Source organism: Vogesella oryzae (assembly GCF_902829295.1).
Taxonomy (GTDB): Bacteria; Pseudomonadota; Gammaproteobacteria; order Burkholderiales; family Chromobacteriaceae; genus Vogesella; species Vogesella oryzae.
This window is the reverse complement of the sequence record NZ_CADEPL010000022.1, coordinates 64752-90083: the sequence shown is the minus strand read 5'-3', so window position 1 is coordinate 90083 and position 25332 is coordinate 64752. Positions and strand designations below refer to the sequence as shown.

Here is a 25332-nt window from a genome sequence, read left to right as displayed (position 1 = left end):
CGTGACGGATATGGCTGCCACGACCGGCGGTGTAGTCGGCCACCTGCTGGCAGGATTGTGCCGCCAGCTGCGCCCAGTCCAGCGGCTGGCGCGGCAGGTCCTGCTGCTGTTCCAGCCGCGATAGCGCCAGCAGCTGGTCCACCAGATGGCTGGCGCGATCGACGCCCTGCATCACCTTGCCGGCGGCGGCATTGCGCGCATTGGCATCCTCCAGCAGCGTCAGCAACTCGGCCTGCACCCGCAAGGCGGCCAACGGGCTGCGCAACTCGTGTGCGGCGGAGGCGGTGAACTGGCGTTCGCGCTGCAGCGTGCCGGCGACGCGGTCGATCAGGCCGTTCATGCTGTCGATCAACGGCGCCAGCTCGCTGGGCACCCGCTCCGTCAGCGGCGTCGGATCATCCGGCTGGCGCTGCAGCAGGGTCTGGCACAGGGCGGCCAACGGCCGCAGGCCGCGGGAACCCGCCAGCCACACCGCGCCGAGCGCAAACGGCAACAGCACCAGCCACAGCATGGTCTGGGTCAGCAGCAGACCGCTGATGGTTTCCAGCCGCTCGCTGTTTTCCTGCGCCACCGCCACCGAGCCGGCCGGGCCGGACAGGTAATAGACGCGCCAGTCTTCGTTGTCGTGCAGCAGAGTATGAAAGCCGGTCTCACCCGGGTGGTAGGGCAAGTCCATGCCCTCGCTGTCCACCAGCAGGCGTTCGCCTTGCGGGTTCCACACCACCACCGCCTGGTGATCGGTTTTTTCGGTCGGGGGTTCGCCTACCGGATGCTGTTGCGACAGCATCGGCAGCGTGCTGTACAGCTGGCGGGCAAAGATTTGCTGCTGGCCGTCGTACAGTTCATTGACTTCGTGGCGCGCATGCAGCGCCAGCAGGATGCTGCCCAGCAGCCACAGCGGGGTGACCACCAGCAGCAGGCTGCGTATCAGCTGGCCACGCAGGCTGTACTTCACGCGCCGTCTCCCAGGGTGTAACCCAGGCCACGGCGGGTCTTGATGAAATCGGCGCCCAGTTTCTTGCGCAGATGGTGGATGTGGACTTCCACCGCATTGCTTTCCACCTCGTGCGCCCAGTCGTACAGCTTTTCCTCGATCTCGGCGCGGCTAAGCACGCGGTTGCGGTTGTTCAGCAGCACTTCCAGCACCGCCAGCTCGCGCGCCGACAGCGCTACCGGCTCGCCATCCAGCGTGGCCTGGCGCGCGGCCGGGTCCAGGCTGACGCGGCCGTGGCTGAGCAGCGCCACGCTCTGGCCGCCACGCCGGCGCACTAGCGCACGCAAGCGTGCGGCCAACTCGCCCAGTGCAAACGGCTTGACCAGGTAATCGTCGGCGCCGCTATCCAGCCCGCGGATACGATCGTTGACGCCATCGCGGGCGGTGAGCAGCAGCACCGGCTCGTGGTGGCCGGCGCGGCGCCAGGCTGCCAGTACCTCCAGCCCGTCCATGCCGGGCAGGCCCAGATCCAGCACCACCGCGTCGTAGGGCGCGGCACGGATGCCGGACAGCGCCAGCTTGCCATCGCGCAGCCAGTCACAGCTGAAACCCAGCGCCTGCAAGCCGGCCTGCAGCCCGTCCCCGATCAGGGGGTCATCCTCGACGATCAATACCCGCATACCGTGTTCCTAGCGCCATTCCTTGACACCGGTAATCATGGCACGAACCAGGTTAACGCGCTCGACACGGCTCATCACGATGGCGGCCAGCGCATGCAGCCCGACCAGTGCCATCAGCGTGTTGGCGATGGTGCCGTGGATGTCGATCAGCCAGTCTTCCTCGTAATAGGCATCCATGCCCATCATGTAGCCGGTGACGCCCAGCGACAGCACCAGCCCCATCAGCGCGAACATCATCAGCGCGCCCAGCGGGTTATGGCCGATCACTTGCGGGTGCTCGCCGGTTTTCACCGCGCTCAGATGCGCGCCCAGTCGCGACGGGGTGGGGAAGAAACTGGCAAAGCGCGCATGCTTGCTGCCGATGAAGCCCCACACGATGCGCGCCAGCACCAGGCCGGTGGCGATGTAGCCGGACCAGCGGTGCGCCAGCTTGCCTTCTTCCAGGATGAACAGGTTGAGCATCACGCAGCTGACCAGCGTCCAGTGGAACATGCGCACGAACGGGTCCCAGACTTTTTCACGGCGGGTATCGGTTTGGTTGAACATGGACATGGTGGTAACTCCCGTATAGGCCGTCGCCGGGTAGTGCGGCGCGGCAAAGCAAACGTGGACAGCGGGCGAGCCTCAATGTGGCACCCGCTGCTGGCAGCAATCAGTTGTAGATATCGCTCCGCAGCGGCTTGCCGGACACCGGGTCGAACAGGATTTCGACCTTGTTGCCTTCCTTGTTCCGGCCGTAGACCTCGTAGCAGTTGCCGGAAACCTCGAGCTTGCTGATCCGGTAGCCCTGCTTTTCCAGCAGCTGTCTGAAGTCCGCCTCTTTCTGCCACTTCGCTGCCGGCTGTGCCGGACATGGCACGGAGGCAAAGGCAGCGGATGCGACAACAGCCATCAGGCTGGCGGCAAGCAGCTTTTTCATACGGCGGTAACCCCTGGAGCGATCTGGATACAGGACGTATTTAATGCCAGCCGTCTTAACGCTTGCTTAGCGCTTGCTTAACCGGTGCTTAGCCTGTCGCCGGTACACGCTGCGCCACCCGCAGGCGCCAGGGCTGCCATAGCAGGTCGTAGCCGGCGAACAGCGCGCAGCAAACCAGCCACACCCACCAGCCACTCCACAGGTTGTGCGACAGGAAATGCGCGCCACGCACCATCTGGCCCAGCCCCATCAGCATGCCGGCGATACCCCCCAGCCAGAACAGCTGCCGCGCCAGCGCTGCACGGGTTGGCCGCAACCAGTAGCCCAGCGCCAGCAGCGAAAAGCCGGCCGAGGCATGGCCACCGGGAAAGCAGCGCCCGGGGCCGGCATCCGCCGGTACGCTGTCAAACAGGCCGAACCAGGCACCTTGACCGCCAAACGCCTGCAGGTCCCACGGACAGGAATGCGCGCTGCGATGCTTGAGCCAGGACACCAGGGCGGTAGCCAGCAACATCACCGCCACCGCCAGCAACTGCCGCGGATCGCGCCGCCGCCAACCGAGCCAGCCCAGCACCACCCCGGCCGCCACGATCAGATACTTGGCCAGGCGATGGTTGAGCAGATCCAGCCAGCGGGCATCCTGCAACGGAAAGTGCCCGCTGGCCGGATCGAAAAACAGCGCCTGCAGCCGGAAGTCCAGCGCCGGGAAACGCTCCAGCCACAACAGCAACAACAGTCCCGCCAGCAAACATAGCAGCTGGCGACGGTAGAACACAGCAGGGGCAACTGGCATCGGCAACTTTCCGCAGAGAAGGGACAAACCGGCCCGGATTACGGCAGACACCAGCCGCGCTGGATCGGGCCGCGGAACAGTCGCCGGTAGCACATTACCGCCAGCCATAGCAGGCGCGCGCCCAGGCGCCGCCACAGCAGCGCGGCCAAGCCGTTGGCCGCCAGCGCCATCAGCAGCGCGCCCAGCATGTCCAGCGGGAAATGCACCCCCAGATAGATGCGCGCCCAGGCCACCACCACCGCCAGCAGCGCGGCAGCCAAGCCCAGCCGCTGCCAGCCGGCGAGCAGCCAGGCACAGGCGATGGCACTGCACACCGTCATGTGGTCGCTGGGGAACGAGGAGTCCGCCGCATGCTGCAGCCAGTTGGGCGACAGGCCGAGCATGAACGGTCTGGGATGCTGCCACAGCAAGGCCAGCAACTGGTTGCCGCCCAGCGCCAGCAGCGCCGCCAGCAAAGTGCGCAGCGCGCTGCTGCGGTGTTGTAGCGTGCCGCGCAGCCAGATCCACACCAGTGCCAGCGGCAGCAGGTAGATCAGGTCTACCGCCAGCACCTTGGCCAGCGCGATATGCCACGGCGCGACATCAGCCGGTGCGGCCATCAGCCGGAACAGCGTCAGGTTAAGCGATTCGAGGTAGGCGGCAATGGTCATCGCTTATCCGTGGCGGCAAGTCGCGTACATGTCCAGCGGCGGCTGGTACAGCGCGGTTTTCACATCCATCAGCCCCAGCACGCTGTGGAACAGGTTGTCCTGGCTGTAACGCTGGCGACTGGCCTGCTGCAGGCAAGCCGGTTGCATGTTGGCCGCGGCCAACCATTGCGGCGAGAACCACGCCACCATCGGGATGTGCTTCTGCGCATCCGGCGCCACGATGTACGGCGTGGCATGCAGGTACATATTGTTCTCGCCCAGCGATTCGCCGTGGTCCGACAGGTAGACCATGCTGCCGGCCACCGCCGGATCGGCCTGCAAGCGCTTGATCACCTGCGCCAGGAAATAATCGGTATAGCGGATGGTATTGTCGAAGCCGTTGATGATTTCCTGCTGGCTGCACTTCTGCAGTTCGCTGGTCCGGCATTCCGGCTGGAACACCGCAAACTGCTGCGGGTAGCGCTTGTAGTAGGCCGGACCGTGGCTGCCCTTCTGGTGCAGCACGATCACCGCATCCTGCTGCAGGCCCTTGAGCTTGCCATCCAGTGCATCCAGCAGGATTTCGTCGAAGCACTCCTCGCTGTTGCAGTACTTGGGGTCCTTGGCGCCGAACAGCAGCTGGGTGCTGACGCGGTTGCACACCTCTTTGCAGCCGGAGTTGTTATCCAGCCAGCTCACGTCCAGTCCGCTGTGCTTGAGTACGTCCAGCAGGTTTTCGCGATGCCGCGCTTGCTCCGCATCGAACTGGTCGCGGGGCAGCGAGGAGAACATGCACGGCACCGAGATCGCGGTTTCGGTACCGCACGACCACACGTCCGGATAGTTGAGCAGCCCCGGCACCTTGGCCAGCTCCGGATTGGTTGGCCGCGCGTAGCCATTGAGCGAGAAATGGTCGGCGCGGGCGGTTTCGCCCACCACCAGCACCAGCACTTTCGGCTTGGCACCGGCGGCGGCCGCCGCGCGCTTGGCATCCAGCCCGATCTGCTGCAGCGGCGGCTCCTTGGTGTTCACGCGCTTGAAGTAGGATGAGGTGGCCTGCAGGTAATTGGAGGGCGCCAGCGCAAAACGCAGTTCGCGGTTGTTGCGGAACAGCGAGGCGAAGTCCTGGTAGCCGGCCATCGCCACGCCGAACAGCACACCGGCGGTGATCAGCAGCGCCAGCACGCGGCTGCCGACTTCGCGCAGCGCCGGGCGGAAGCTCAGCGGCGCCTTCCACAGCCACCAGCTGGGCAGACCGCCCAGCAGCAGCACGGTCAGCACCATCTTCAGGGTGATCAGGTCGCGCACTTCGGCGCCGTCGGTCTGCATGGCGTTGCGCACCATGTTCATGTCGATCAGCACGCCGTACTGACTCATGAAATAGCTGATCGCCGCAGTGGTGACAAACAGCACCGTCAGCAGCGGCCGGCCGATGCGCGGCCACAGCAGCAACAGCAGGAACAGGTTGAAGAAGGCGGTCACCAGCACAAAGGACATGCCCAGCATCTTGATGCCGTGCCCGTCTACCGGGCCGACAATGGTCAGCATGCGTTGCCAGAACGGCAGGTTGAACAGCAGCACAAACAGCAGCGAGGCGCCCAGCGCCAGCCATTCCGCCCGCTGCGGACGAAGCAGTTTTTTCATCAGCTCACTCTAGATTCGATTCACGCAGCCAGCTGGTGGCCAGTCTGCGCCGGCATTACACCATGTCTGCATTAAGCCAGGCTTAGCCGTACAGGCTAGCCGTGGCGGAACTGCAGCAGGGTATCGCTTTGTCACCGATCCGTCACCGCCGGCTCACGGTACTGTCATGCTACGGCAGCATGATCGTGCGCATCTGCCCTGCGGAGACGCACCATGAGCCACCGCTTTCGCACCATCTGGCTATCCGATGTCCACCTTGGCACCAGCGGCTGCCAGGCCGCCTTCCTGCTGGATTTCCTCAAGCACAACCAGTCGGACACCCTGTACCTGGTGGGCGACATCATCGACGGCTGGCAGTTGAAGAAATCGTGGCACTGGAAGCAGAGCCACAACGATGTGGTGCAGAAAGTGCTGCGCCGGGCACGCAAGGGTACCCGGGTGATCTACGTGCCGGGTAACCACGACGAGGCGGCACGGCAGTTTGCCGGGCTGGACTTCGGCGGCATCGCCATCCGCGCCGAGGCCGAGCACCGTACCGCCGACGGCAAGCGGCTGCTGATCATCCACGGCGACGAATTCGACGGCGTGATCCAGCACGTGAAGTGGCTGGCCTATGTCGGCGACAGCCTGTACAGCGTGATCCTGGAACTGAACCGCCACTACAACTGGCTGCGGCAGAAGCTGGGCCGGCCGTACTGGTCGCTGTCGCAATACCTGAAGCACAAGGTGAAGAACGCGGTGAACTTCATCAGCGACTTCGAGCACATCCTGGCCGACGAAGCGCGCCGTCGCGGCTTCGACGGCGTGATCTGCGGCCACATCCACAAGCCGGAGGTCAAGGACATCGACGGCATCATGTACGGCAACTGCGGCGACTGGGTAGAAAGCCTGTCGGCACTGGTGGAGCACCACGATGGCCGGCTGGAGGTGGTGTACTGGACCCGGCTGGGGGCCGAGACCGCCAGCCAGCCAGCCGACGCGGCCCAGCTGCCGGAGGTCGCAGACGTCCTGGCCCCGCAGGCCGCCAGAGAGGAGAGCGCCGCATGCGTATCATGATCGTCAGCGATGCCTGGCTGCCGCAGGTCAACGGCGTGGTGCGCAGCCTGCTGGAAACCGTGCGCGAATTGCGCGCCATGGGCCACGAGGTGGCGCTGCTGACGCCGCTGGGCGGCGAGCACGATGACGGCGACGGCTTTCGCACCCTGCCGCTGCCCACCTATCCGGACATCCGCATCGCGCTGTTCCCTTATCGCAAGGTGGCGCAAAGGTTGGCCGCCTTCGACCCGCAGGCGGTACACATCGCCACCGAAGGCCCGCTGGGCTGGGCGGCGCGCCGCTGGTGCCTGCGCCGCGGCCAACCTTTCACCACCGCCTACCACACCCGCTTTCCGGAATACGTCGCCGCGCGCATCCGCCTGCCGCTGGGCATCAGCTACGCCTTCATGCGCCACTTCCACGCCCCGGCGGCGGCGGTGATGGCGCCGACGCCCAGCATCGTGCGCGCGCTGCGCCAGCGCGGCTTCGGCAACGTGGTGCTGTGGGGGCGCGGCGTGGACACCACGCTGTTCAGTCCGGGCGAGCGCGAGCGGCTGGAGACCGCGCCGCCGCGCTTTGTCTACATCGGCCGCGTGGCAGTGGAAAAGAATATCGAGGCCTTTTTGCAACTCGATTTGCCGGGCAGCAAGTGGGTCGTCGGCGAAGGCCCGCAACTGGCGGAGCTGCGCCAGCGCTATCCGGAGGTGTACTTTGCCGGCGTGTTCCCGCAGCACGAGCTGGCCCGCTTCTACCGCGCGGCGGATGTGTTCGTGTTCCCCAGCCTCACCGACACCTTCGGCCTGGTATTGCTGGAAGCGATGGCCTGCGGCACACCGGTGGCCGCCTATCCGGTGGCAGGCCCGCTGGACGTGGTGGGCGAAAGCGGCGGTGGCGTGTTGCATCAGGACCTGCGCCGCGCCTGCCTGCAAGCGCTGGCGCTGGATCGCGACCAGGTTCGCCGCGTGGCGGAGCGTTTTTCCTGGCGCGAGGCCACGCGGCAGTTTGCGGCCAACCTCAACCCGCGGCCGGAGCCCGCGCGCATCACGATAGCCGGCAAGCACACGGCATAGCCTGACAAATGACGCGCGCTGGCCGACAATGAGGCAAACATTCTTGCCTCTGCCCCATGAAAGCAATTATCGGCCTGCTGTTGCTGGCCTTGGCGGCCGGCGATGCCCTCGCCTGCAGTTACCGCTACCCGTCCGTCACGGCCGCGCCGCCGCTGTATCGCCGTGCGCCGGATGGTCGCGAGCTGGGGCTGATCCCGGAGCTGGCGGCCCGCGTGCAACAGTTGTCAGGTTGCCAGCTGTTTTCGGTGGAGCTGCCGCTGGCACGCCGCAATGTCGAATTCACGCAGGGCAAGCTGCCGATGATCCTGCTGGTGATTTACAGCCCGGAGATCGTCAAGGTCGCCGAGTTCGTGCCGCTGGCACGGCTGCGGCTACGGGCCACCGTGCGCAGCAACAGCCCGCAGCACACGGCCGACGCTTTGCTGGCCGACCCGAACACCCGTCTGGGCATGCTGCGTGGCGCGCTGTTCCCGGCCGAGGTCCAGCAACGGCTGGCAGCGTTACAGGCCAGCGGACGGGTGGAATACAGCAACGATCGAGACAGCCTGTACCAGAAACTGCGGCGCGGACGGCTGGACGGCATTCTGGAGACCACCAGCTGGCTCAACCTGCCCAAAGACGAACTCGGCCTGCGTTACCTGCACTTCTCCCCGCCGCTATACCTGACCGTCGGCAGCTACCTGTCCAACCGTCTGCCGCAGAACGAGCGCAGCACCCTGCGCCAGGCTTTGCAGCACATCGGCAGCAGCGGCGAATTTACACAAATGGTCTACAAACACCTGCCGCTACTCAAAGGGCAAGTACAAGCTCCCGTTGCCGCAACGCAGCGCAAACCGTAATCCTGCCCGCTAAAAACTCGCTGGCGATACCGCGATTAATGGCCGCTCGCGGCCAACCTTCGCAGCCGATGCCGCCACGCGGTAACAGCTTGGCCGCATGCCGTTTCCCGCCGGCTTACGCCGGTGCGTGCGTCGCCTTGCGCGCCCCCAGCTGGCTCAGCAGCACGCTGGCCACGATCAGCGTCGCGCCGCCGAGCTTGCCGGCCGTCATCGCCTCGCCGGCCAGCCAGCCGATCAGCCCGCCCCATACCGGCTCCATCGCGTAAATGATGGTGGCGCGGGTAGCCGGCACCGTCTTTTGCGCCCAGTTCATCACGATCTGGATCAACGCGGTGGCGGCGCCCAGCGCCAGCACCGCCAGCAGCAGCAGCGGGTGCCATTGCGGCAGCCCTTCGCCTGCCAGCGGCACGCTGGCCAGCGACAGCAGGGCCACGGTAGCCAGCTGCACCAGCGCCATACGCCCGGCATGGCAGCCGGCGGCAAAACGGCTGATCAGGCAGATTTCCAGCGCGATGGTGGCGGTGGCGGCAATGGTCAGCCACTCGCCCAGCCCCAGCCGGATACTGAAACCGTCCACCCCGGCCAGTAGCAGCAGGCCGGCAAACGCCAGCCCGACGCCACCCCATGCGGCCAACGTTGGCCGCTGGCGGAACAGCAGCCACTGCAGCAACGGTACCAGCGGCACGTACAGGCCGGTGAGGAAAGCCGAGGTACTGCTGGCGATGTGGCCCAAGCCCAGCGTCTGCAGGTTGTAGCTGAAGTACAGCACCGCGCCGATGCTCACCCCGCCTAGCAATTCCGCCCGCTGCAGACCAGCCAGCTGGCGGCGGCACAGCAGCAGCGCCAGTGCGGCGGCGACGGCAAAGCGCATACCGACAAAGGCAAAGGCGCCACTCCATTGCAGCGCGGTCTGTACCGCCAGAAAGGTGCCGCCCCAGATCAGGGTGATGCCGACCAGGGACAGGTCGGGTAGCCAGGAGCGGTGCGGAGCGGGGACTGCGGCAGAGAGTGTGGACATGATGCGGGCTCGTCGGTAAGGTGGTGAGACACTGCTGCGCACTATACTGCACAGCCAAACCAATGAGCAATATATTGCACCAATGAGCGAACACCCTCCCCTGCAAGTCTTCAGCCATGTGGCCCACAATCTGCGCGCCGCGCGCCAGCGCAGCGGCCTGAGCCAGGAAAAACTGGCCGCCAGCGCCGAGGTCAGCCGCCGCATGCTGGTGAATATCGAGGCCGGCGCCAGCAATGTCAGCATCGCCACCCTCGACCGCCTCGCCAGCGCGCTGGGGCTGACCTTTTCCGAACTGGTGCGCGCCCCCGGCAGCGAGGCGCCGGTGCGGGTATGGCAGGGCGACAGCCTCGACAGCCACGCCACCCTGTTGCACAGCCTGCCGCTGCCGCACTGCACGCTGGAGCTGTGGCAGTGGCAACTGGCCGCTGGCGACAGCTATCAGGCGGCGCCGGATCCGGCCGGCTGCGGCGAAATCGTCGAGGTATACAGCGGCACGCTGCTGCTGAGCTACGCCGGCAACGTCCTCACCCTGCAGGCCGGTGCCACCGCCGGTTACGGCACCGAACAGGGCTACCACTATCACAACCCGGGCGACAGCCTGTTGCGCTTCCAGCGCAGCATCGTGATGCCGGCGCCCGTCAGCCGCTAGGGTTGGCCGCAGCCTGCCGGCCCCTGTCGCGCAGCCATGCCATAAGAATTTTTGCAGGCTTGATACACATCAATCACTACTGCATATTGCGTCCATACAATGCATCCAACACAAGATATTGGAGCAAACATGGACGCACGCCCCAGCCGCCACGTTGACGCCGTCAGCAGCATCAACGAATACCTGTCCCGTGCCGACTGGCGGGTGCAGGCCAATGCCAACCAGGGTTACAGTCTGGGCGGCATGATCCTCAACATCGCCGGCAAGCTGACCGCCGAATACTGGCTGAACGAGGTGTTTCCGGCGGCCGCCGCCACGGCACACCGCCACGGCGACCTGCACATCCACGACCTGGACATGCTGTCCGGCTACTGCGCCGGCTGGTCGCTGCGCACCCTGCTGCAACTGGGCTTTGCCGGCGTCGGCGGCAAGGTGGAATCGGCGCCGCCGCGCCACCTGTCCAGCGCCTGCGGCCAGATCGTCAACTTCCTCGGCACGCTACAGAACGAATGGGCCGGCGCGCAGGCGTTCAGCTCCTTCGACACCTACCTGGCGCCGTTCGTGAAGAAGGACGCGCTGGACTACGCGCAGGTGAAGCAGTGCATGCAGGAGCTGGTCTACAACCTGAACGTGCCCAGCCGCTGGGGTACGCAGACGCCGTTCACCAACCTCACCTTCGACTGGGTGTGCCCGGAAGACCTGCGCGAGCAGATCCCGGTACTGGGCGGCGAGGAGATGCCGTTCCGCTACGGCGACTGCGGCCCGGAAATGGCGCTGATCAACCGCGCCTATATCGAGGTGATGCTGGCCGGCGACGCGCTGGGGCGGGCGTTTACCTTCCCGATCCCCACCTACAACATCACCAGGGATTTCGACTGGTACGGCGACAACAGCGAGCTGCTGTTCGCGATGACCGCCAAGTACGGCCTGCCCTACTTCCAGAACTTCGTGAACTCCGAGCTGGAGCCGCACATGGTGCGCAGCATGTGCTGCCGCCTGCAGCTGGACCTGCGCGAGCTGATGAAGCGCGGCAACGGCCTGTTCGGCAGCGCCGAGCAGACCGGCTCGGTGGGCGTGGTGACGCTGAATTGCGCACGCCTCGGCCACCGTTTTGCCGGTGACGAAGCCGCACTGCTGGCCGAGACCGACCGCCTGCTGCAGCTCGGCCGCGAGGTGCTGGAAGCGCGACGCCGCGTAGTGCAGCAGCACATCGACGGCGGGCTGTACCCGTACACCCGCCACTTCCTCGGCAGCCTGCGCAACCACTTCTCCACCCTGGGGGTGAACGGCATCAACGAGATGATCCGCAACTTCACGGCGGATCAGCACGACATCACCAGCGACTGGGGCCACGCCTTCGCCTGCCGCTACCTGGACCACATCCGCGCGCGCATGGTCGCGTTCCAGCAGGCCACCGGCCACCTGTACAACCTGGAAGCCACGCCGGCGGAAGGCACCACCTACCGCTTCGCGCGCGAAGACAACAAGCGCTACCCCGGCATCCTGCAGGCCGGCACGCCGCAGCAGCCGTACTACACCAACTCCAGCCAGCTACCGGTGGGCTTTACCGACGACCCGTTCGAGGCGCTGCTGCGCCAGGATCCACTGCAGCGCAAGTACACCGGCGGCACCGTGCTGCACCTGTATATGAGCGAGGCAGTCAGCAGCGCCGACGCCTGCCGCAAGCTGGTGAAGCGCGCGCTGGAAAACTTCCGCCTGCCCTACATCACCGTCACACCGACGTTCTCGATCTGCCCGACGCACGGCTACCTGTCCGGTCGCCACGACTTCTGCCCGAAGTGCGATGCCGAGCTGATCGCCAGAAAACGCCAGGCTGCCTGCTGCGATTAGCCGCGGCAGTGCCGTAACGAACAAAACCATGCCCGCCGCCCAGCGGCCAACCCTGAAAGGAAACCCCATGCAACAGCAGCCAGCCATCGAACTGAAAGACGAAGAACGCACCCGCTGCGAGGTGTGGACGCGGGTGATGGGCTACCACCGCCCGGTGGCCTCGTTCAACACCGGCAAGCAGGGTGAATTCCATGAACGCCGCCACTTCGACGAACAGCGCGCCGGCTGAGCGCGCGCGCATCGGCGGCTGGCAACCGTTTTCCAGCTGCGACTGGCCGGGGCGGCTGGCCGCGGTGGTGTTTTTCGCCGGCTGCCCGTGGCGCTGCGGCTACTGCCACAACCCGGGCCTGCTGCAACGCCGCCACGGCCAACACCGTTGGCCGCAGCTGCGCGAGCTGCTACTGCGCCGCCGCGGCCTGCTGGATGGCGTGGTGTTCTCCGGCGGCGAGCCGCTGTCCGATCCTGCCTTGCCGGCGCTGCTGGCCGAAGTGCGGGCGCTGGGCTTCGCCACCGGCCTGCACACCGCCGGCGCCCATCCGCACCGGCTGCAGCAAGTGCTGCCGCTGCTGGACTGGGTCGGGCTGGACATCAAGACCGTGCCCGGCCGCTATGCTGCGCTTACCGCCAGCGGTGGCAGCGGCGCACGCGCCTTCGCCAGCCTCGATCTGCTGCTGGCGCACGGCGGCGATTTCGAGTGCCGCAGCACCATCCACCCGGCGCTGCACGACGAGCACAGCCTGCGGCAACTGGCCACCACGCTGGCACAGCAAGGGGTGCGGCGCTATGCCTGGCAGCTGCTGCGCCCCGGGCCGCAGTTGCCGCAACCGTTTGCGCCCATCGCCACGGGTTGGCCGCACGCCGAGTTGCAGCAGCAGGTGGCGGCGATGTTTGCGCAGTTCGAACTGCGCAGCGGCTAGGCCGCGCGCCACAGCATCGCGATGCCGGTACAGGCGTCGCTGCCCGGCATGCGGCCAACCTTGCCGCAGCAACAACAAGGCCGCCCGTGGGCGGCCTTGTTCTGTGCAGCGACGGCGCTCATGACTCGCCGCGCAGCTCCTTCAGATACTTGTACACCGTCGCCCGTCCCAGCCCCAGCACATTGCCGATGTAGTGGGTGGCACTCTTGCCGTTGAACGCGCCCTCGGCATACAGCGCCGCCACCAGTTCGCGGCGGTGCGGCCGCGTCAGGGTGTTCAGCGCCAGCTGCCGCTCGCGCAGCCAGCCATGCATGAAGCTGTTGATGCGCTCCTGCCAGTCGTCGCGGAACAGCTCCGCCGGCTGCTCCACCAGCCCGGCACCCTTCAGCAGCATGCCCAGCATGCCGTGCATCTCCTCGAACACCGCGATGTTGAAGTTGATGCACATCACCCCCAGCGCCTCGCCGGCATCGTCGAACAGCACCGAGCTGGTACAGCGCATCTTGCGGCCGTCCCAGTTCAGCTTCTCGTACGGGCCGACGGTGCGCTCGGCGATGGTCTGCTCGATATCGTCCAGCGCCGCATCGTCGCCCACCTCGCGCCGCGACAGGTTGTTGGCCAGATACAGCACGCGGCGGGTGTCCAGGTCGTGGATCACCACCTCGGCATAGGGAAAGAACAGCCGGGCGATGCCGTCGGCCAGATGCTGGTAACGCGCCAGCAGCTGCTGCTGGCGGGATGCGGTGTGCGCGCTCATGGTTGCGTCAGGGGTGGAGGACACGCGGATAGTGACCGATGTGCTCAGGCCGGACAAGTGGCCGCGTGCTGCTGCCAGATGGCGTGGGCGATGGCCACATCCTGCAGCCCCATGCCGATGGAGCGGAAGAACACGTGGCGGCTGTAGTCCGGGCGCGGCGCGCGGCCGGACACCAGCGCCGCCAGGTCGCCGCACAGCGCCACCGGATGCCAGCAGCCGCGTTCGGCAGCCAGTACCATCTCGCCGGCGCGGCTGGGGGTGCTGGCGGCGTGGTCGCAGTACACGTCCATCGCGGCCAGACTTTCCGGCGGCACTTCGTGCGCGTTGACGGCATTGGTGCTGATGGAGGTGATCAGCGCCGGCTTGGTCAGCGTCGCCGGATCCAGCACCGCGGCGGCGGCCGAGGTACACAGCATGATCACGTCGGCGCCGTCGGTGGCGGCGGCCAGGCTGACGCAGCAGCGCACGCGGGCATCGACCGCGGCCAACGTCTGCTGCAATGCCGGGTTGGCCGCCAGATCCGGCGCATACACCCGCACCTCGCGCCAGTCGCGCAGCGGCAGCGCGTGACGCAGGTGCGCCTGGCCCAGCGCGCCGCAGCCGATCAGCACCAGCACGCGGCTGTCGACCGGCGCCAGCTCGGCCACCGCCAGCGCGGTGGTGCCGGCGGTGCGCTCGGCGGTGAGCTCGCCGGCATCGCAGAACAGCAGCGGCTGGCCGGTCTGCATCGACATCAGCGCGGTCCACGCCGTCACCACCGGCCGGCCAGAGGTGACGATGTACGGCGACAGCTTGGCGCCGAATACCTGCTCGGTCGCCAGCACGCCCTGATAGGCGATGACATCGCCGGCATCCTGCGGGAACAGCGTCAGCGTCTGCGGCGGTTGCACCGCCTGGCCAGCGGCCAAGGCCGCAAACAGGCGGCGCAGGGTGGCGGCCAGCGGCAGCTGCGCCAGCAGCGGGCGGATCTGTTCCGCGTTCAGGGTCAGCGGCGGGCGGTGGTGCGAAAGGGTCATGTGCGTCTCCCGGCGCGGCGCGCCTTGTGTCCAGTGTGGAAAATTTGTCCACACAGTCTAGCAGCGGCCGGTAAAAATAGAAATAAATTGTCCATAGTGGATTTTTTGTCTACATTAGCGTCCAGACACCAGACGCGGCCACCGCGCAGCAACCGGACGGCAGACCGTTAACTGGCCGCCGGTAACGGGAAGACCAAACCGATCACTTTGGAGAAGCCACATGATTCGCCGTAACGTTCACAAGTTTGCCCTGCCGCTGCTGGCGCTGATTGCCCTGCCGGCCGTTGCCCAATCCACCCTGCGCAGGGGGCGGGGGCCGTTCTCCCCGCCGTTCGAGAGCAAACTGGCCAGCGGCCAGCTGACCGGCTTCGACATCGAGGTCGGCGACGCCATCTGCGAGCGCATGGCCGCCAAGTGCAGCTGGGTGGAAACCTCGTTCGAAGGCCTGATCCCGGGGCTGAAGGCGAAGAAGTTCGAGATCATCAACTCGTCGATGAACATCACCGCCAAGCGCCGCGAATCCATCGACTTCACCCAGCCGGTGTACATCGTGCCGATCCAGATGGTGGCCAAGCGCGGTAGCGGCCTGGAGCCGACCGTGGCCAGCCTGAAAGGCAAGACCGTCGGCGTGCTGCAGGGCGCCACGCAGGAAGACTTCGTGCGCAAGCACTGGGAGAAGAACGGCGTGAAGATCGTCGCCTACCGCGACCAGGCTCAGATCTACCTCGACCAGGCCGCCGGCCGGCTGGATGCCAGCGTGCAGGAAGCGCAGAACGCCACCGAAGGCTTCCTCAGCAAGCCGCAGGGCAAGGATTTCGACTTTGCCGGCAAGGTGCTCAGCGACTTCTCCACCCTGGGCGAAGGCACCGGCTTTGGCGTGAGCAAGGACAACAAGGCGCTGACCGCCGAACTGAACAAGGCCATCAGCAGCCTGAAAAAAGACGGCACCCTGAGCCGGCTGTCGATGAAATACTTCAAGCGCGACATCATCGCCAAGTAAGCTGCTGCAAGCTTGGCCGCAAGCTTGCGGCCAAGCTGCCAGACCCCGTTGCCATGGCCGCTGCACCCAGCGCCCATGGCAACTGCATCTGAAAGAAGCACCGACATGGATTTCGACCTTATCGTCCTTGGCGCCGGCATGATCGGCGTCTCCTCCGCCATCGCCCTGCAACAGCGCGGCCTGCGCGTGGCGCTGCTGGATCGCCGCGCTCCTGGCGAGGAAACCAGCCACGGCAATGCCGGTCTGCTGGAACGCGCCGCGGTGGTGCCGTACGGCTTTCCGCGCAATATGGCCAGCGTGCTGCGCATCGCCCGCAACCGCTCCGCCGACGTGCGCTACCAGCCGTCCACCCTGCTGCAGAGCACGCCGTGGCTGTGGCGCTACTTCCGCGCCTCCGCCCCGCACCGGCTGGCTGCCGCCGCGCACGACATGCTGCCCTTGATCAGCCGCAGCCTGGACGAACACGCCACGCTGCTCGCCGCGGCCAACTTGCAACAGCTGAGCCGTGGCGATGGCCTGTACGAGGCCTACCGCACCGAGGCCGGCTTTGCCGCCGAGGCCGCCAACGCCCGCCGCATCGCCGCCGAGCACGGCTTGCAATTGCAGATTCTGGACGCGGCGCAACTGCGCGCCGCCGAGCCGGGGCTGGGGGAGGGTTTTGCCGGCGCGGTGCACTGGCGCGACCCGCAGCGCATCAGCGATCCGGGCGCGCTGACCCGCGGCTATGCCCGCTATTTCGAAACCCTGGGCGGCACCGTGCTGCAGCAGCAGGTCAGCGCGCTGACGCCGGATGGCAGCGGCTGGCAGGTGCACAGCGACGCCGGCACCCTGCGCGCCGCGCAGGTGGTGGTGGCGATGGGGCCGTGGTCGGACGACATCTTCCTGCCGCTGGGTTACCGCATCCCGCTGCAGGCCAAGCGCGGCTACCACATGCACTACCAGCCGCTGGGGCCGGGGCTGAACTACACCATCGCCGATGTGGAAGGCGGCTTCGTGGTGTCGCCGATGCAGCGCGGCTTGCGTATCGCCACCGGCGTGGAACTGGCGCGCCGCGACGCCGCGCCCAACTACGCACAGCTGCAGCAGGCCGAGGCGCTGGCGCGCGGCCTGTTCCCGCTGGGCGAACGGCTGGACGCCACGCCGTGGATGGGCAGCCGCCCGTGCCTGCCGGACATGCGCCCGGCACTGGGCGCCGCGCCACGCCACAAGGGGCTGTGGTTCAACTTCGGCCACGCCCACCACGGCCTGACGCTGGGGCCGGTATGCGGCCAACTGCTGGCGCAGGTGATCTGCGGCGAGACCCCGTTTACCGACCCGACACCGTACGCACCGGCACGCTTCCTGTAACGGCGCGGTGCCACGCGACCAGCGGCCTGCGGGCCGCTGTTTGTTTGCCTGCCGGCGATGACAGCAGGCAGGCAAGTGCCGTGCGCACGCCGGGTTGGCCGCATCGGGGCCGGCCCCCGCGGCGCGCAGGCCGCTGCGACAAAGTGTCACACCTACTTGATATTCATTCGCATTAACTTGGACAATGCCGGCTTTTTGCACCGGAGCAAGTCATGGCGAATGCCGCAACCGCCGGCAAGACCCCGCGTTTCTACACCGTGGCGTGGCGCTGGCATTTCTATGCCGGCCTGATCATCACCCCCATCATGCTGCTGCTGGCCATCACCGGCAGCATCTATCTGTTCAAGCCGCAGCTGGACAACCTGCTGTACCGCCAGCTGCTGACGGTGCCGGCCAGCAGCGCCCCCGCGCATCCGGCCGACCACCTGCTGATGGTGGTGAAAGAGCGCTACCCGCAGGCCAGCGTGCTGCGTTACCTGCCGCCGGCGACGCCGCAGCGCAGCGCCAAGGTAATCGTGCGCGATCACGGCGAGAAAATCGGCGTCTACCTCGACCCCTATCGCGCCAGCGTGCTGGGTACGCTGAGCGAGGAATACAGCCTGCAGCCGCTCGCGCTGAAGCTGCATGGCGAGCTACTGGCCGGCAAGTGGGGCGACCGCGCGGTAGAGCTGGCCACCGGCTGGGCGCTGGTGCTGCTGGTTTCCGGCCTGTACCTGTGGTGGCCGCGCGGACGCGGCAAGCTGGCGGTGTTCTGGCCGCGCTGGCAGGCCGGCGGCCGCGCCTTCTGGCGCGACCTGCACGCGGTCACCGGCTTCTGGAGCGCGCTGCTGCTGCTGTTCATGCTGCTATCCGGCATGGCGTGGACCGGCTACTGGGGCGATCAGTTTGCCGCGGTGTGGAGCCGCTTTCCGGCGCAGATGTGGGACCAGGTGCCCAAGTCGGACAAGCTGGCGCTGAGCCTGAACAGCACCGAGGACAAGGTGATTCCGTGGGCGCTGGAGCACAGCCCGCTACCCAAGTCCGACCCGCACGCCGCCCACCACGGCGCGCTGCCGCAGCAGGCCACGCCGCGCGTCAGCCTGCAGCAGGTGGTGGATACCGCCAACGCCCGCGGCGTGGTGCCGGGCTACGCCGTGGTGATGCCGGACGGCGACGAAGGCGTCTACACCGTGTCGGTGTTTCCGGACGATGCCCGCGACGAGGCCACGCTGCACATCGACCAGTACAGCGGCAAGGTGCTGGCCGACATCCGCTACCGCGACTACGGCGTGGTGCCGAAGGCAGTAGAGATGGGCATCGTGCTGCACGAGGGCCGGCTGTTCGGCCTCGCCAACCAGCTGCTGATGCTGGGCATCTGCCTGCTGCGGATCCTCAGCTGCGTCAGCGGCCTCATCATGTGGTGGCGGCGCAAGCCGCAGGGGCGACTGGGGGCACCGGACAGCCCGCCGGACACCCCGTTGTGGCGCGGCGCGCTGCTGATCATGCTGCTGCTGGGGGCCGCCTTTCCGCTGGTGGGGCTCAGCTTCGTGGCCATCCTGCTGCTGGACTGGGCACTGCTGCGCCGGCTGCCGGTACTGGCGTGGCTGCGCTGACGGCCAACAAAAAAGGCGACCGCAGGGTCGCCTTTTCTTGTCTGCTGCCGCCTCAGCGCACGTTGCGCACCAGCAAGTCCGGCTGGCGGCAACTGCGCGCCTCTGCGCGCTGCATCTGTTCGCTGCAGGCGCTGGCACCACTGCCCTGTTTGTCGAAGCAGACACGTACTTCCTGCAGGAAGCGCCCCGCCCCGCTGCAGGCCACGCTGATGGCGCTGGCCGGCAGCCACGGGTTGGCCGCCACCAGGTCGGCTTTCAGCTGCGGCAGGCTGCGGCGCAGCGGCTGTGCCGGCGCCTGGTAGGCGGCGGGGATGCGCACTTTCGCCTTCAGGCTGGCCGCCAGCTGGTGAAACTGCGGCTGGCTCAGGCCGCTGCAGCTGCCGTGCTTGTCCCACTCGTGGCGGTACAGCTTGCGGCTGGGGTAAAGCCCGGCGAACTGGCGCTCGATCTGTGGCTGCAATGGCTCGGCACTGCAGTTGGCCGGATAGCCGCGCTGGTACTGCGGCCACAGGCCATGCAGCACGAAGCCATACGGCCGGCCGCATTGTTCGGCATCCTGCGGCCGCGCCGCGCAATAGTCCGGCGACCACGACAGCGCCAGCACGTAAAAGTCGAAACGGCCCGGCACATCGCCGGCCTGCGCCGCCAGTGGCGACGCTGCGGCCAACATGGCCGCCAGCAGCAGCGCCCTCATTGCACGGTGACCTTGCTGTAGCCGTCGCGCTCGATGTCCATCAGCTCCACGCACAGCTGCACCGCCAGCTCGGCCGGCCACGGGCAGCTGCGTTGCAGCGCGTCCAGCAGCTGCTGCGACAGCAGCTTCTTCACTTCCGGCGGGCGGCCGGACAGCAGCGCCAGTTTGACATGCACGAAGGCATGGCCTTCCGGCTCGTCGCTCACCAGAAACACCGGCAGCGGCACGGCGCGGCTCTTGATATCCGGGCCGGCGAACAGGCCGCTGGCCAGCAGCACATCGTTAAGCTGCTGCAGCAGCGGTGCAGCCGGCAGTTGCGGCAGGTTGGCCGAATATTCCACGGTGAGATGCGGCATGGCGGGCTCCTTGCTTCAGTTCAGGGTCAGCACGACCGGGGTGTGGTCGGACGGGCGCTCCCACTTGCGCGGCGCCTTGTCGATAACGCAGCCGCTGGCGCGTGCTTTCAGGCTGTCGGTAATCAGGATGTGGTCGATGCGTACGCCCATATTGCGGCGGAACATCATGGCGCGGTAATCCCACCAGCTGTACATCTTCGGCTCCTGATTGAAGTGGCGGAAGCTGTCGGTGAGCCCCATACCGATCAGGCGGCGGAACGACTCGCGCTCCGGCGTGGTACACAGCACCTGCTCGTGCCAGCCTTCCGGGTCGTAGACATCGATGTCTTCCGGCGCGATGTTGTAGTCGCCCAGCAAGGCAAAGTCGGAATGTGCGGCCAACTCGGCGGCAACATAGCGTTCCAGCTGGGACAACCACTCCAGCTTGTACTGGTACTTGGGCGAATCCACCGCCTCGCCATTGACGAAGTAGGCACAGATCACCCGCACGCCGTCCACGGTGGCGGCGATCACCCGGCGCTGCTCGTCGTCGTAGCCGGGAATGCCGGTGACCACATCGGCCATATTGCGACCGTTCTTCACCAGAATGGCGACACCGTTATAGGTCTTCTGCCCCAGCCACGCTGCCTGGTAGCCGGCGGCCTCGATCTCGGCCAGCGGGAACGCCGGCTGGTCCAGCTTCAGCTCCTGCAGGCACAGCACGTCGACGGGGTTTTCCGCCAGCCACTGCAGCACGTGCGGCAGGCGCACTTTCAGCGAGTTGACGTTCCAGGTGGCAAGTTGCATGGCGGGCTCCGGTTTGATTGCAGGGCGACACCTTAGCGCGGCCGGCGCGCACTGACAACGCGGCTAATATTCCAAACACCACGCGCGCCGCACATGCCAAAAATCAGCCAGTTATCGCGCAATCGCGTCTAACAAAATAAACACAAAACTTGCCAACGGTGCTGCCGGCCCCCTAGAATGGCTGCATCGTCGTAACCGGAAGTCCCAATTGTTCTCTCGCAACTCGCGCCACCCGGCCAACCAGGTACTCAACGAGTGCCCTACCAAGCACCCCAATCAGCGTCGCCTCGCCCCGCTGACTGTCAATTTCTCCGTCCGCTCCAGCGCCAAGCCGCAAGCCCATCGCGTGCATCCGGCCGCCCAGCCTGACCTGCAGTCCAAACCGCCGCGTTAGCGTCGTTTCCTGCCCGTTTCCCCCTGTTGACTAAAGCCCGAGCCGCGACCCGCGCGCCCGGTCCCTTCGCCTGAGCGTGCCTGCGGCCAAACGCTGCCGCACCCGGGCACAACCATGCCCTCCGCTGTTGGCCGCCCCCGCGCCATTGCCGCGGACGGGCAGGAAACCGCGTTCACGGCGTCTTGCCGTGGCGCCAAGGACTTGCACCATGTTGTTCAGTAACTGGATTTTGTATCTCGGCACCATCGTATTGCTGATGGCGGCGCCCGGCCCCGGCCCGCTGCTGACCCTGTCGCACGGCGCGCAACACGGCGCCCGGGGCGGCATTCCCAATGCGCTGGGCTTTTCCGCCGGCGCGCTGCTGCTGATGGCGCTGTCGGCGCTGGGCATCACCGCGCTGCTGTTCGCCTCGCCCGCCGCCTTCAATGTAGTGAAGCTGCTGGGTGCCGGCTACCTGGTGTGGCTGGGCATCACCCTGTGGCGCAAGCCGTTTGCCTTGGGCGGCGAGCAGGCCGGCCCTGCCAGCAAGCTGTGGAGCGGCTTCCGTCCGGCCTTCCTGCTGGCGGTGAGCAACCCGGAAGACACCGTGTTCTTCTCCGCGCTGCTGCCGCGCTTTCTCGACCCGAGCCGCGAGCTGTGGCCGCAATACCTGACCATGGCCGCCACCTGGGTGGTGGCCGATCTGGTGATCGCAGTGGCTCTGGCCGCCGCCGGGGGCCGCCTCGGCAGCTGGCTGGCACACGGCCAACGTCTCAAGCGCTTCTCGCGCACCAGCGCCGGGCTGTTCGTCATCGCCGGCCTGATGCTGGCCAGCGTACAGCGCTGATTGTTGTTCGCCTGCCGGTCAGGCGTTTGCTCCCACTTGCCGCGGCCCGCCCGCGGCTTTTTTTATGCCCGCCATGCCATGGCGATCAGCGTATACACTGCAATGGGCGGTGCCGCGCGGCGCCGTGCCAACCTCCCTGCTCACGGCCAGCGACCCACCATGCGAAAACGCCTGTTCCTGTATGAATTAAACAAATTGTTCGATCTGCGCAGCGATATGGACACCGCGGAGGAGATCGAGAACAGCATCACCCAGGGCATCCATATCCGCGGTACCAATCTGTGGATTCTGATGTTCGCCATCTTCGTGGCCTCCATCGGTCTGAACGTCAATTCCACCGCGGTGATTATCGGCGCGATGCTGATCTCGCCGCTGATGGGGCCGATTATGGGCATCGGCTACGGCGCCGGGGTCGACAATTTCGAGCTGATCCGCCGCTCGGCGCGCACGCTGGGTGTGTTCGTGCTGCTGAGCCTGCTGACTTCGACGCTGTATTTCCTGCTGACGCCGCTGACCCAGGCGCAATCCGAGCTGCTGGCGCGCACCGCACCGACGCTGTGGGATGTGCTGATCGCGCTGTTCGGCGGCATGGCCGGCATCATCGGCGTCACCCGCCGCGAATGGGGCAACGTGATTCCGGGGGTGGCCATCGCCACCGCGCTGATGCCGCCGCTGTGTACCGCCGGCTACGGCATCGCCACTGCCCAGCCGGCGTTTTTCTTCGGCGCCTTCTACCTGTTCACCATCAATGCGGTGTACATCGCGCTGTCGGCACTGTTCTTTACCCGCCTGATGCGCCTGCCGCGCATGAGCTTTGCCAGCCCGGCCTCGCAGCGCAAGGCGCGCATCCTGATCTCCAGCGCGCTGATCATCACCCTGGTGCCCAGCGTCTATCTGGCGGTGCAGCTGGTGCGCAACGAGCTGTTCAAGACCGAGGCCAGCGCCTACCTGAGCGCCATCAGCCACAGCGAGAAAGACCTGCTGCTGATCCAGAAGGACATTGATGCCGGCCAGCGCCGCATCACGCTGGTGGTGGCCGGCAAGAGCGGCGACAAGGCGCAGATCGAACGGCTGCAGGCGCAGCTGGGGCGCTTCCGGCTGCAGGATGCCCAGCTGCAGATCCGCACCTTCCAGCAGGACAACGGCGCCGATCTCAACCAGCTCAAGTCGCAGCTGCAGCAGGACCTGTACCGCAACAGCCTGCAGTTGCTGGAGGCGAAGAACAGCCGCATCCAGCAGCTGGAACAGCAGCTGGCGCAACAACAGCAACACCAGCAGCAGCTGGCCGACAAGAACGCGGCGCGGCAGGCGGAGTTTGCCCAGCTGCGCAAGGAGCTGCTGGCGCAGTATCCGGAATTCCGCCAGGTCTACCTGACCTCCGGCCACGACGGCCGCCCTGACGCCAGCGCCGGCAGCGGCCAGCCGCCGGAGGTGCTGATCGTGTATGTGGAAACCCGCCGCGCGCTGAACCGCGACACTGTCGACCGCATCCGCCACTGGCTGATGGCGCGCTTCGACTCGCAGCAGGTCATCGTGCTCGGCAAGCGCGGCTGAGCGGCAAGGTTGGCCGCAAAAAAAAAGACCACGCCGGCGGGCGTGGTCAAAGAGAGTACTACTGAGAAACAATCAAACCTGGGCGGCTTGTGCAGCCAGTGCCTGCTTGCGGCGACGACGGCGCAGCAGCGGCGGCACGGTCACCATGGCGATGGCCATCAGCCACAGGCCACCGGTAATCGGGCTGTTGAACAGGATGCTCAGCTCGCCGTTGGAGATCGACAGCGCGCGGCGCAGGTTCTGCTCCAGCATCTCGCCCAGCACGAAGCCGAGGATCAGCGACGACATCGGGAAGTGCATCTTGCGCAGCATGTAGCCAAACACCCCCAGCACCACCATCAGCACCAGATCGAACGAGGTGGCATGCACGGCGTAGACGCCCACGGTGCTGACGGCGGCAATGCCCGGCACCAGCAGGAAGTTAGGCAGCGACAGCATGCGCGAGAACACGCCCACCAGCGGGATGTTCATCACCAGCAGCATGATGTTGGCCAGCAGCAGCGCCGCAATCAGGCCCCACACGATTTCCGGTTGCTGGGTGAACAGCATCGGACCCGGGGTGATGTTGTACAGCGACAGCGCACCCACCATCACCGCGGTGGTACCGGAGCCCGGGATACCCAGCGTCAGCATCGGCACGAAGGAACCGCAGGCCGAGGCATTGTTGGCCGCTTCCGGCGCTGCCACACCGCGGATGTCGCCCTTGCCGAAAGTGCCTTCCTTGTCATGCATGCGCTTGGTGGTCATGTACGCCATCGCGCTGGCCACGGTGGCGCCGGCACCCGGCAACACCCCGATGAAGAAGCCCATGATCGACGAGCGCATTACCGTACCCAGCGTCGACATGAATTCCTTCAGGTTGAAAATCAGGCGCCCGGTCTGTTTGACCAGCTTGCCGCCGCGATGGGTGTTTTCCAGCATCAGCAGGATCTCGCTGACCGAGAAGAAGCCGATCACCACCGAGATGAACTGGATGCCGTCCGACAGATGGATGCTGTCAAAGGTAAAGCGGTACACGCCGGAGTTGGCATCCACGCCCACCACCGCCATGAACAGGCCGATCAGCGCCGCCAGCACGGTCTTGAGCGGCTTGTCGCCGACCATGCCCGCCAGACAGGCGAAGGCAAACACCATCAGCGCGAAATACTCCGCCGGACCGAATGCCAGCGACCAGTTGGCCAGCAGCGGCGCAAACAGGATCAGGCCGAGGATCGCCACGGTGGAGCCGACGAACGACGCCCATGCCGAGATCGACAGCGCCACGCCCGCCTGGCCATTCTTGGCCATCGGGTTACCGTCCAGCGCGGTCATGATCGCGCCGGCATCGCCCGGCACGTTCAGCAGAATGGAAGAAATGCGGCCACCGTATTCGCAGCCCATGTAGACCGCGGCCAACAGGATCAGCGCGGTTTCCGGCGGCAGCTTGAGGGCAAACGCCAGCGGCAGCAGGATGGCCACGCCATTGATCGGGCCCAGGCCCGGCAGCATGCCGACCACGGTACCGATGAAGGAACCCAACAGCGCAACAATCAGGTTATCAACACGCAAAGCAACGGCAAAGCCGGCGCCCAACTGAGCAAAAGTCTCCATGACGGGCCTCTTAACCGAAGATCAGACCGGCTGGCAGCGGTACATCCAGCAGACGGTCAAAGAAGTAGAACAGGCCAAAGCCCAGACCGGCACCACCCACGACGCAGTGCAGCCATTTGCCTTCAAACAGGCGGCCGATAGCGACCGACATCAGCGCGGTAGCCAGCGCGAAACCCAGCGGTTCGAACAGCAAGGCATACACCAGCAGCGCCAGAATCATCAGTACGATACGGATCAGCACCGGCTTTTCCGGCCAGTCGGCCTTCTCGCCCGGGCGCAGCGCCATCGCCAGGGAACAGGCCAGCATCAGGCCCAACAACAACATCGGATAGGCACGCGGCCCCACCGGCTCGTATGAGAATTCGGACTGGATTCCCCAGCCCACCACCATCAGCAGCAGACAAACCACTAGCCAGACGGCAGCAAAAATGCGGTCGCTCAT

29 protein-coding genes are annotated in these 25332 nt (G+C 66.2%); 13 read left to right on the top strand and 16 right to left on the bottom strand.

What is annotated here, in order from left to right; translation table 11 throughout:
• The 7 genes from HU218_RS10205 to HU218_RS10175 form a co-directional block, all read right to left on the bottom strand.
• On the bottom strand, positions 1-955 hold a 955-nt coding region (locus HU218_RS10205; RefSeq protein WP_174874840.1), incomplete at its 3' end, for a histidine kinase dimerization/phospho-acceptor domain-containing protein.
• Positions 952-1614, bottom strand: coding sequence for a response regulator (locus HU218_RS10200; RefSeq protein WP_174874839.1), 663 nt, complete (start codon positions 1612-1614; stop codon positions 952-954). The genes HU218_RS10205 and HU218_RS10200, both read right to left, overlap by 4 nt.
• A gap of 9 nt (positions 1615-1623) precedes the next feature.
• The gene (locus HU218_RS10195) at positions 1624-2166 is read right to left on the bottom strand and encodes a cytochrome b/b6 domain-containing protein (RefSeq protein ID WP_174874838.1); all 543 of its coding nucleotides are present in this window, start codon (positions 2164-2166) and stop codon (positions 1624-1626) included.
• Between the two features lie 100 nt (positions 2167-2266).
• Positions 2267-2533: a PepSY domain-containing protein gene (locus HU218_RS10190; RefSeq protein WP_174874837.1), complete on the bottom strand. Its 267-nt coding sequence runs from the start codon at positions 2531-2533 to the stop codon at positions 2267-2269.
• 88 nt (positions 2534-2621) lie between these two features.
• A complete protein-coding gene (locus tag HU218_RS10185) occupies positions 2622-3326 on the bottom strand; it encodes a phosphatase PAP2 family protein (protein WP_217450787.1) in 705 nt (234 codons plus the stop codon).
• Between the two features lie 38 nt (positions 3327-3364).
• Positions 3365-3976 (bottom strand): phosphatase PAP2 family protein, encoded by a 612-nt coding sequence (locus tag HU218_RS10180; protein WP_174874836.1) that lies wholly within the window; start codon positions 3974-3976, stop codon positions 3365-3367.
• Positions 3977-3979: 3 nt separating this feature from the next.
• Positions 3980-5599 carry a phosphoethanolamine transferase gene (locus HU218_RS10175; RefSeq protein ID WP_174874835.1) on the bottom strand — a complete coding sequence of 540 codons (1620 nt, stop codon included), beginning with the start codon at positions 5597-5599 and terminating at the stop codon, positions 3980-3982.
• A 213-nt stretch (positions 5600-5812) separates the two neighbouring features.
• Between HU218_RS10175 and HU218_RS10170 the strand changes: the two genes are divergently transcribed.
• The 3 genes from HU218_RS10170 to HU218_RS10160 are packed head-to-tail and all read left to right on the top strand — an operon-like array spanning position 5813 to position 8543.
• Positions 5813-6655 carry a UDP-2,3-diacylglucosamine diphosphatase gene (locus tag HU218_RS10170; protein ID WP_174874834.1) on the top strand — a complete coding sequence of 281 codons (843 nt, stop codon included), beginning with the start codon at positions 5813-5815 and terminating at the stop codon, positions 6653-6655.
• Positions 6643-7704, top strand: a complete 1062-nt coding sequence (locus HU218_RS10165; protein WP_174874833.1) for a glycosyltransferase family 4 protein — start codon at positions 6643-6645, stop codon at positions 7702-7704. The genes HU218_RS10170 and HU218_RS10165 overlap by 13 nt, the downstream gene beginning before the upstream one ends.
• A gap of 56 nt (positions 7705-7760) precedes the next feature.
• Positions 7761-8543, top strand: a complete 783-nt coding sequence (locus HU218_RS10160) for a hypothetical protein (RefSeq protein WP_174874832.1) — start codon at positions 7761-7763, stop codon at positions 8541-8543.
• 115 nt (positions 8544-8658) lie between these two features.
• Here the strand turns inward: HU218_RS10160 and HU218_RS10155 are convergent, their stop codons facing one another.
• Complete coding sequence (locus tag HU218_RS10155) at positions 8659-9561, bottom strand: DMT family transporter (protein ID WP_174874831.1); 903 nt, start codon at positions 9559-9561, stop codon at positions 8659-8661.
• Positions 9562-9643: 82 nt separating this feature from the next.
• Between HU218_RS10155 and HU218_RS10150 the strand changes: the two genes are divergently transcribed.
• The 4 genes from HU218_RS10150 (at position 9644) to HU218_RS10135 (ending at position 12978) form a co-directional block, all read left to right on the top strand.
• Positions 9644-10210 (top strand): helix-turn-helix domain-containing protein, encoded by a 567-nt coding sequence (locus HU218_RS10150; RefSeq protein WP_174874830.1) that lies wholly within the window; start codon positions 9644-9646, stop codon positions 10208-10210.
• 129 nt (positions 10211-10339) lie between these two features.
• Positions 10340-12061 carry a ribonucleoside triphosphate reductase gene (locus HU218_RS10145; protein WP_174874829.1) on the top strand — a complete coding sequence of 574 codons (1722 nt, stop codon included), beginning with the start codon at positions 10340-10342 and terminating at the stop codon, positions 12059-12061.
• A gap of 67 nt (positions 12062-12128) precedes the next feature.
• Positions 12129-12290 (top strand): anaerobic ribonucleoside-triphosphate reductase, encoded by a 162-nt coding sequence (nrdD, locus tag HU218_RS17055; RefSeq protein ID WP_281357153.1) that lies wholly within the window; start codon positions 12129-12131, stop codon positions 12288-12290.
• A complete protein-coding gene (locus HU218_RS10135; protein WP_174874827.1) occupies positions 12253-12978 on the top strand; it encodes an anaerobic ribonucleoside-triphosphate reductase activating protein in 726 nt (241 codons plus the stop codon). Before nrdD ends, HU218_RS10135 begins: the two co-directional genes overlap by 38 nt.
• Here the strand turns inward: HU218_RS10135 and HU218_RS17050 are convergent.
• The 3 genes from HU218_RS17050 to HU218_RS10125 are packed head-to-tail and all read right to left on the bottom strand — an operon-like array spanning position 12975 to position 14751.
• Positions 12975-13100, bottom strand: a complete 126-nt coding sequence (locus HU218_RS17050) for a hypothetical protein (RefSeq protein ID WP_281357152.1) — start codon at positions 13098-13100, stop codon at positions 12975-12977. The two genes, HU218_RS10135 and HU218_RS17050, sit on opposite strands and share 4 nt — an antisense overlap.
• Positions 13097-13735, bottom strand: coding sequence for a helix-turn-helix transcriptional regulator (locus tag HU218_RS10130; RefSeq protein WP_174874826.1), 639 nt, complete (start codon positions 13733-13735; stop codon positions 13097-13099). The genes HU218_RS17050 and HU218_RS10130 overlap by 4 nt, the downstream gene beginning before the upstream one ends.
• Before the next feature lie 44 nt (positions 13736-13779).
• Positions 13780-14751, bottom strand: a complete 972-nt coding sequence (locus HU218_RS10125) for an ornithine cyclodeaminase family protein (protein WP_174874825.1) — start codon at positions 14749-14751, stop codon at positions 13780-13782.
• 220 nt (positions 14752-14971) lie between these two features.
• Here HU218_RS10125 and HU218_RS10120 point away from each other — a divergent pair, with 220 nt between their 5' ends.
• The 3 genes from HU218_RS10120 to HU218_RS10110 all read left to right on the top strand — a co-directional run bounded on the left by HU218_RS10120 (position 14972) and on the right by HU218_RS10110 (position 18690).
• Positions 14972-15751 (top strand): transporter substrate-binding domain-containing protein, encoded by a 780-nt coding sequence (locus HU218_RS10120; RefSeq protein ID WP_174874824.1) that lies wholly within the window; start codon positions 14972-14974, stop codon positions 15749-15751.
• Positions 15752-15856: 105 nt separating this feature from the next.
• Entirely contained in the window at positions 15857-17098 is a 1242-nt protein-coding gene (locus HU218_RS10115) for an NAD(P)/FAD-dependent oxidoreductase (RefSeq protein ID WP_174874823.1), read from the top strand.
• A gap of 212 nt (positions 17099-17310) precedes the next feature.
• Complete coding sequence (locus tag HU218_RS10110) at positions 17311-18690, top strand: PepSY-associated TM helix domain-containing protein (protein ID WP_174874822.1); 1380 nt, start codon at positions 17311-17313, stop codon at positions 18688-18690.
• Positions 18691-18742: 52 nt separating this feature from the next.
• Here HU218_RS10110 and HU218_RS10105 read toward each other — a convergent pair whose 3' ends face one another.
• The 3 genes from HU218_RS10105 to xth are packed head-to-tail and all read right to left on the bottom strand — an operon-like array spanning position 18743 to position 20526.
• Entirely contained in the window at positions 18743-19384 is a 642-nt protein-coding gene (locus HU218_RS10105) for a ribonuclease T2 family protein (protein WP_174874821.1), read from the bottom strand.
• On the bottom strand, positions 19381-19740 hold the full coding sequence (locus HU218_RS10100) for a 5-carboxymethyl-2-hydroxymuconate Delta-isomerase (protein WP_174874820.1): 360 nt from the start codon (positions 19738-19740) through the stop codon (positions 19381-19383). The genes HU218_RS10105 and HU218_RS10100 overlap by 4 nt, the downstream gene beginning before the upstream one ends.
• 15 nt (positions 19741-19755) lie before the next feature.
• Entirely contained in the window at positions 19756-20526 is a 771-nt protein-coding gene (gene xth / locus HU218_RS10095) for an exodeoxyribonuclease III (protein WP_174874819.1), read from the bottom strand.
• A 208-nt stretch (positions 20527-20734) separates the two neighbouring features.
• Here xth and HU218_RS10090 point away from each other — a divergent pair, with 208 nt between their 5' ends.
• The 3 genes from HU218_RS10090 (at position 20735) to HU218_RS10080 (ending at position 23300) form a co-directional block, all read left to right on the top strand.
• Positions 20735-20920 (top strand): hypothetical protein, encoded by a 186-nt coding sequence (locus HU218_RS10090; RefSeq protein WP_174874818.1) that lies wholly within the window; start codon positions 20735-20737, stop codon positions 20918-20920.
• Between the two features lie 208 nt (positions 20921-21128).
• Positions 21129-21746 carry a LysE family translocator gene (locus tag HU218_RS10085; RefSeq protein ID WP_174874817.1) on the top strand — a complete coding sequence of 206 codons (618 nt, stop codon included), beginning with the start codon at positions 21129-21131 and terminating at the stop codon, positions 21744-21746.
• Between the two features lie 159 nt (positions 21747-21905).
• Positions 21906-23300: a DUF389 domain-containing protein gene (locus tag HU218_RS10080; RefSeq protein ID WP_174874816.1), complete on the top strand. Its 1395-nt coding sequence runs from the start codon at positions 21906-21908 to the stop codon at positions 23298-23300.
• A gap of 72 nt (positions 23301-23372) precedes the next feature.
• Here HU218_RS10080 and HU218_RS10075 read toward each other — a convergent pair whose 3' ends face one another.
• Together HU218_RS10075 and HU218_RS10070 are read right to left on the bottom strand one after the other, a co-directional pair.
• Complete coding sequence (locus HU218_RS10075; RefSeq protein WP_174874815.1) at positions 23373-24890, bottom strand: tripartite tricarboxylate transporter permease; 1518 nt, start codon at positions 24888-24890, stop codon at positions 23373-23375.
• Between the two features lie 10 nt (positions 24891-24900).
• A complete protein-coding gene (locus tag HU218_RS10070; protein ID WP_174874814.1) occupies positions 24901-25332 on the bottom strand; it encodes a tripartite tricarboxylate transporter TctB family protein in 432 nt (143 codons plus the stop codon).